The organism is Rhodococcus chondri, assembly GCF_036327435.1.
GTDB lineage: Bacteria > Actinomycetota > Actinomycetes > Mycobacteriales > Mycobacteriaceae > Rhodococcus > Rhodococcus chondri.
Window position 1 is genome coordinate 1 of sequence record NZ_JAUZMZ010000257.1, and the last position, 4,749, is coordinate 4,749.

Sequence of the window (4,749 nt, forward strand, 5' to 3'; positions counted from 1 at the left end):
CCACGAGGTCGAGGGTGACGACCCCGTCGTCGACCGCGGTGACGGTGCCGCTCAGCGTGAGCGTGTCGTACGCGTACCCCGGCACGCCGAGCCGCAACGAGATGGACTTGACCACCGCGCGGGGGCCTGCCCAGTCGGTGACGTACCGCTGCACGAGACCGGTGTCGGTGAGGATGTTGACGAAAATGTCCTTCGATCCCCGCTGCTGTGCCTTGTCGCGGTCGTGGTGGACGTTCTCGAAGTCTCTGGTGGCCAACGCCGTCGAGACGATGAATGTGGGATCACCATGGATGGACAGAGGTGGAAGCTCCTGGCCCACTGTCGTCGTGCGAGTGCTCACGCGTCCTCCTCGGCAGGCTGCCAGGCGTAGAGAGTCCAGGGTGCACCGCCGGTGTCGTCGTCGCCGGGGAAGTCCAGATATATTGCCCGCACCGGCATTCCGATCTTCACCGCGGCAGGATCGATGCCGCGCAGCTCGCCGAGCATGCGGACGCCCTCGTCGAGTTCGACCAGCGCCACGACGAACGGCAGCTGCCGTCCGGGCACCTTCGGAGCATGGTGCACCACGAAACTGAATACCGTGCCCCGACCGGACGAGACGACATAGTCGGTGGTCTCGGCCTTGTCCAGCCACAGCGCCGGCACCGGAGGGTGCTGCAGGGCGCCGTCGGGGCGGCGCTGGATGCGTAGTTCGTGGGCGGCGACACCGTCCCAGAAGAACTGCGTGTCGTGGGATGCGGACGGCCGGAGCAGACGTGTCGGATCCAGATCGTCGGGCACCGTGGCCGAAGCGCCCGCGTCGGGCGCCGTGGGCGGGGCGAACTTGAGGATGCGGAAGAGCATTTCGGCGACCACCTCGTCGCCGACCTTCCAGATGTTGCGGGTGGTGAAGAACCAGCCCTCGCCGAGACCGGTCTTCTTGGGGCCGACGACGTCCTCGAGAGTGGACTCGATGGTCACCTCGTCGCCGGGTCGCAGATAGCGGTGGTAGACCTGGTCGCAGTTCGTCGCGACGACCGACGTGTAGCCGGCCTCGTCGAGGATGTCGGTCATGCGGCCGAGCGGATCGTCCTTCTCCCGCTCGGCGCCGAGACCGCGCATCGTCCACACCTGCGCCATCGCGGGAGGTGCCACGAGACCGCCGTGCCCGGCTGCGGTCGCAGCGGATTCGTCGGTGTAGATCGGGTTGGTGTCGCCGATCGCCTCGAGCCAGTTCCGGATCATCGGCAGGTTCACCGGATCCCGGCCCGCACGCGGCGCGGACGGACCGTCGCCGCGCACACGGTCGGCGGCGGCGAGGATTGTCTCGGGAGTGCTCACGGTTTCGTCCTTCGCCGTCGTCATCGCGGAACCCGGGGCATGCCGAGGCCTGCGGTGGCGATCAGCTCGCGCATCACCTCGTTGACACCGCCGCCGAACGTGATCACGACGTTCCGCTTGGCCATCATGTCGAGCCAGCGCAGCAATTCGGCGGTGTCCTCATCGGCGGGATCACCGTGGCGTCCGACGATCTCCTCGGCCAGGCGGCCGACGCGCTGGATACGTTCGGTGGCGAAGACTTTCGTGGCGGAGGCATCGGCGATGTCCACGGCGTCGTTCTCGCTCGCGGCGACCTGCCAGTTGAGCAGTTCGTTGAGTCGGTACGTCGCGTGGATTTCACCGAGCGCGCGCCGCACGTCGGGTTCGTCCTGCAGATCGTGGGCCCGCACCCATTGCTGCAGGTGGTCGTAGATGCCCGCGACACGGCCGGCGGGACCGAGCATGACGCGTTCGTGGTTGAGCTGGGTGGTGATGAGCTTCCAGCCCCGGTTTTCTTCTCCCACAAGCATGCTCGCGGGTACTCGCACATCGCTGTAGTAGGTGGCGTTGACGTGGTGCGCGCCGTCGCACGTGATGATCGGGGTCCAGGAGAAACCCGGGTCCGACGTGTCGACGATGAGGATGGAGATGCCGCGGTGCCTCGAGTCGGCGGGACCGGTGCGCACGGCGAGCCAGATGTAGTCGGCGTCGTGGCCGCCGGTGGTGAAGATCTTCTGGCCGTTGACGACGTAGTGGTCGCCGTCGCGTACCGCGGTCGTGCGCAGTGCCGCAAGGTCGGTTCCGGCTTCCGGTTCGGAGTAACCGATCGCGAAGTGCACCTCTCCGGCGAGGATGGCGGGCAGGAACTTCCGCTTCTGTTCCTCGGTGCCGTACACCTGCAGGGTCGGGCCGACGGTCTGCAGCGTCACGCCGGGCAGCGGAACGTCGGCGCGCATGGCCTCGTTGGCGAAGATCTGCTGTTCGACGTCGCCGAAGCCGTGGCCGCCGAACTCGACCGGCCACCCGACTCCGAGCCATCCGTCCTTACCCATGCGGCGCACCACCTCGCGGTAGGTGGGCCCGTGCCTCTCGGTCCGCATGATCGCGGCTTCCTCGGCGGAGACGAGGTTCGAGAAGTAGTGACGCAGCTCGGCTTGCAGCGCGTGCTGGTCGTCGGTCAGATCGATGAACACCGGGCCCCCACGAGGTCGAGTCGGTAGGAAGCGCCGCCGAGCAGCCGCGCGAGATCCTTGGCAGTCGATGAATAGCGATGCAGCGGATATGTTTCGTCCACGCCGATGCCGCCGTGCAGGTGGTGCAGCACGCGCATGGCGGGCGGTAGTTCCGCGGCGATCCAGTAGGCGGTCACGTCGAGATCGTCTGCCGCGTCCAGACCTTCGGCGACGCGCCACATCGACGACAGCGCCGCGACGTGCAGTGTGCGAGCGGTGACGTACACGTCGGCAATCTGCTGCGAGACCGCCTGGAAGGTGGCGAGCGGTTTGCCGAACTGGTGTCGCTCGCTCAGGTGATGGGCCGTGAGTTCGGTTGCACCCGAGATCAATCCATCGGCATATGCTCCGATGGACGCAATTGCGAGACGGTAGAGCGTGGCGACTGCGGAAGCGGAATCGTCCCGGTCGCCGAGCAGGGATCCCACCGCTCCGTCGAGACGTAGCGAGAACTCGGGGCTTGCCGCGGAGGAAGGACTCTCGCGCAGCGTGACGCCTTCGGCATCCGCCGGCAACGCGACGACACCGGCATCGGTGGGCACGAGGATGTACCGCGCGCGATCGGCATAGGGCACCGCGACGAACGAGCCCGTGACCGCATACCCGTCGCCTGCGGCGACGGCGGTGGCCGTGGGCGTCTCCGGGAAGGGCCGGCCCGGCTCGGCAAGGGCGGCGGTGAGCACCGCACCGTCGCCGACCCCGGCGAGAATCGTGCCCTGCTGGGCCTCGGTGGCAAGCGCCAGCACGGGCAGCACACCGAAACCGACGGTGGCGAGCGCCGGTACCGGCGCGGCGGCGCGCCCAACCTCGGTGAGGACGGTCAGCGCCTCGGCGACGCCGAGCCCCGAACCGCCGAGCCGCTCCGGCAGGGCGAGGGACAGCAGGTCGGCTCCGGCGAGCGCCGACCAGAGCTCGTCGGCGCCGAGGTTCCGGGCGAGAAGATCGGCGGCGACGCCGGCCACTTCCTCCTGCGTCTCGTCACGTGCGAAATCCACCGTTACCACCTTCGATATAGAACGTGTTCTAGTTGTAGCACCATCGTGGTCGTCGGCGAAAGCACTGCCAGTTTCACGCGCGGCCGCGCCACGGACGCCGACGATCCCACCCAGTGGAATGCCTAGCCGCGCGGAAGACCCAGCAGGCGTTCCGCCGCGACCGTGAGCAGGATCTGCTCGGTGCCCCCGGCGATCGTCAGGCAGCGGGTGTTGAGAAATTCCCGACTCAGCGGGCCCTCGATCCATCCGGCCTCACCGGCCAGGTCCATCGTGAGTTCCGCGGTGTCCTGGCGCTGTCGCACGCCGATCAGCTTTCGCACACTCGACGCCGCCCCCGGATCCTGTCCCTCCAGTTGCGCCAGCGTGGTGCGCAGATCGAGCAACGACCCCGCCAGAGCCTCGCCGATCTGAGCGCCGATCCGGTCTTCCGCAATCGGGTCGCCGGGCGTGGACAACTCGAGCAGCCCTTCGATCGCCGCACCCAGCGAGGATTTGCCGCCCATCGCGACACGCTCGTTCGCGAGGGTCGTGCGGGCCAGTTTCCAGCCGCCCCCGAGCTCACCCACGACACAGTCGTCGGGAACGAACACCGCGTCGAGAAAAACCTCGTTGAACAGCGCATCGCCAGTGATCTCCCGCAGTGGGGTGACGGTCAGACCGGCCGATTTCATGTCCACGAGGAAGTACGTGATGCCCTTGTGTTTCGGAGCGTCACGATCGGTGCGGGCAAGGCAGATCGCCCAGTCCGCCTGCTGCGCCAGCGAAGTCCAGACCTTCTGTCCCTGCAGCTTCCAGCCGCCCTCCACCCTCTCGGCGGTGGTGCGCAGAGCGGCCAGGTCCGAGCCGGCACCGGGTTCGGAGAACAGCTGGCACCATTCGATCTCCCCACGCAGCGTGGGAAGCGCGAAGCGTTCGATCTGCTCGGCGGTGCCGTGCTCGAGGATCGTGGGAACGGCCCACCATCCGATCACCAGATCGGGTCGTGCGACACCGGCGGCCGCGAGTTCCTCCTGGATGAGAATCTGCTCGGCCGCTCCGGCGCCGCGTCCGTACGGCGGCGGCCAGTGGGGCGCGAGGTATCCGGTGTCGGCGAGTGCGGCGCGGCGCTGCTCCTCCGGCCGGGCCGCGATGTCGCTGATCTCGGCGCGGATACGCGACCGCTCGCCCTCGTACCCGGACAGGTCGATACCCAGCTGCCGGCGGACACCGGCGCGGGTCAGTTC

At 68.0% G+C, this 4,749-nt stretch carries 5 protein-coding genes; all 5 read right to left on the reverse strand.

Translation table 11 applies throughout. The features are described 5' to 3' along the window. On the reverse strand, positions 1 to 340 hold a 340-nt coding region (locus Q8814_RS24450), incomplete at its 3' end, for a MaoC family dehydratase (RefSeq protein ID WP_330154559.1). After that, complete coding sequence (locus tag Q8814_RS24455) at positions 337 to 1,344, reverse strand: bifunctional MaoC family dehydratase N-terminal/OB-fold nucleic acid binding domain-containing protein (RefSeq protein ID WP_408015981.1); 1,008 nt, start codon at positions 1,342 to 1,344, stop codon at positions 337 to 339. The genes Q8814_RS24450 and Q8814_RS24455, both read right to left, overlap by 4 nt. Continuing rightward, entirely contained in the window at positions 1,341 to 2,492 is a 1,152-nt protein-coding gene (locus tag Q8814_RS24460) for an acyl-CoA dehydrogenase family protein (protein ID WP_330154561.1), read from the reverse strand. The genes Q8814_RS24455 and Q8814_RS24460 overlap by 4 nt, the downstream gene beginning before the upstream one ends. Beyond that, positions 2,477 to 3,526 carry an acyl-CoA dehydrogenase family protein gene (locus tag Q8814_RS24465; RefSeq protein WP_330154562.1) on the reverse strand — a complete coding sequence of 350 codons (1,050 nt, stop codon included), beginning with the start codon at positions 3,524 to 3,526 and terminating at the stop codon, positions 2,477 to 2,479. The genes Q8814_RS24460 and Q8814_RS24465 overlap by 16 nt, the downstream gene beginning before the upstream one ends. 122 nt (positions 3,527 to 3,648) lie before the next feature. After that, positions 3,649 to 4,749, reverse strand: a 1,101-nt coding sequence (locus tag Q8814_RS24470) for an acyl-CoA dehydrogenase family protein (protein ID WP_330154563.1), incomplete at its 5' end; no start/stop codon positions are given.

Bases quoted from the DNA above. Each gene is read 5' to 3' on its own strand.
- Q8814_RS24455 (WP_408015981.1), bottom strand. From the start codon at position 1,344: ATGACGACGGCGAAGGACGAAACCGTGAGCACTCCCGAGACAATCCTC.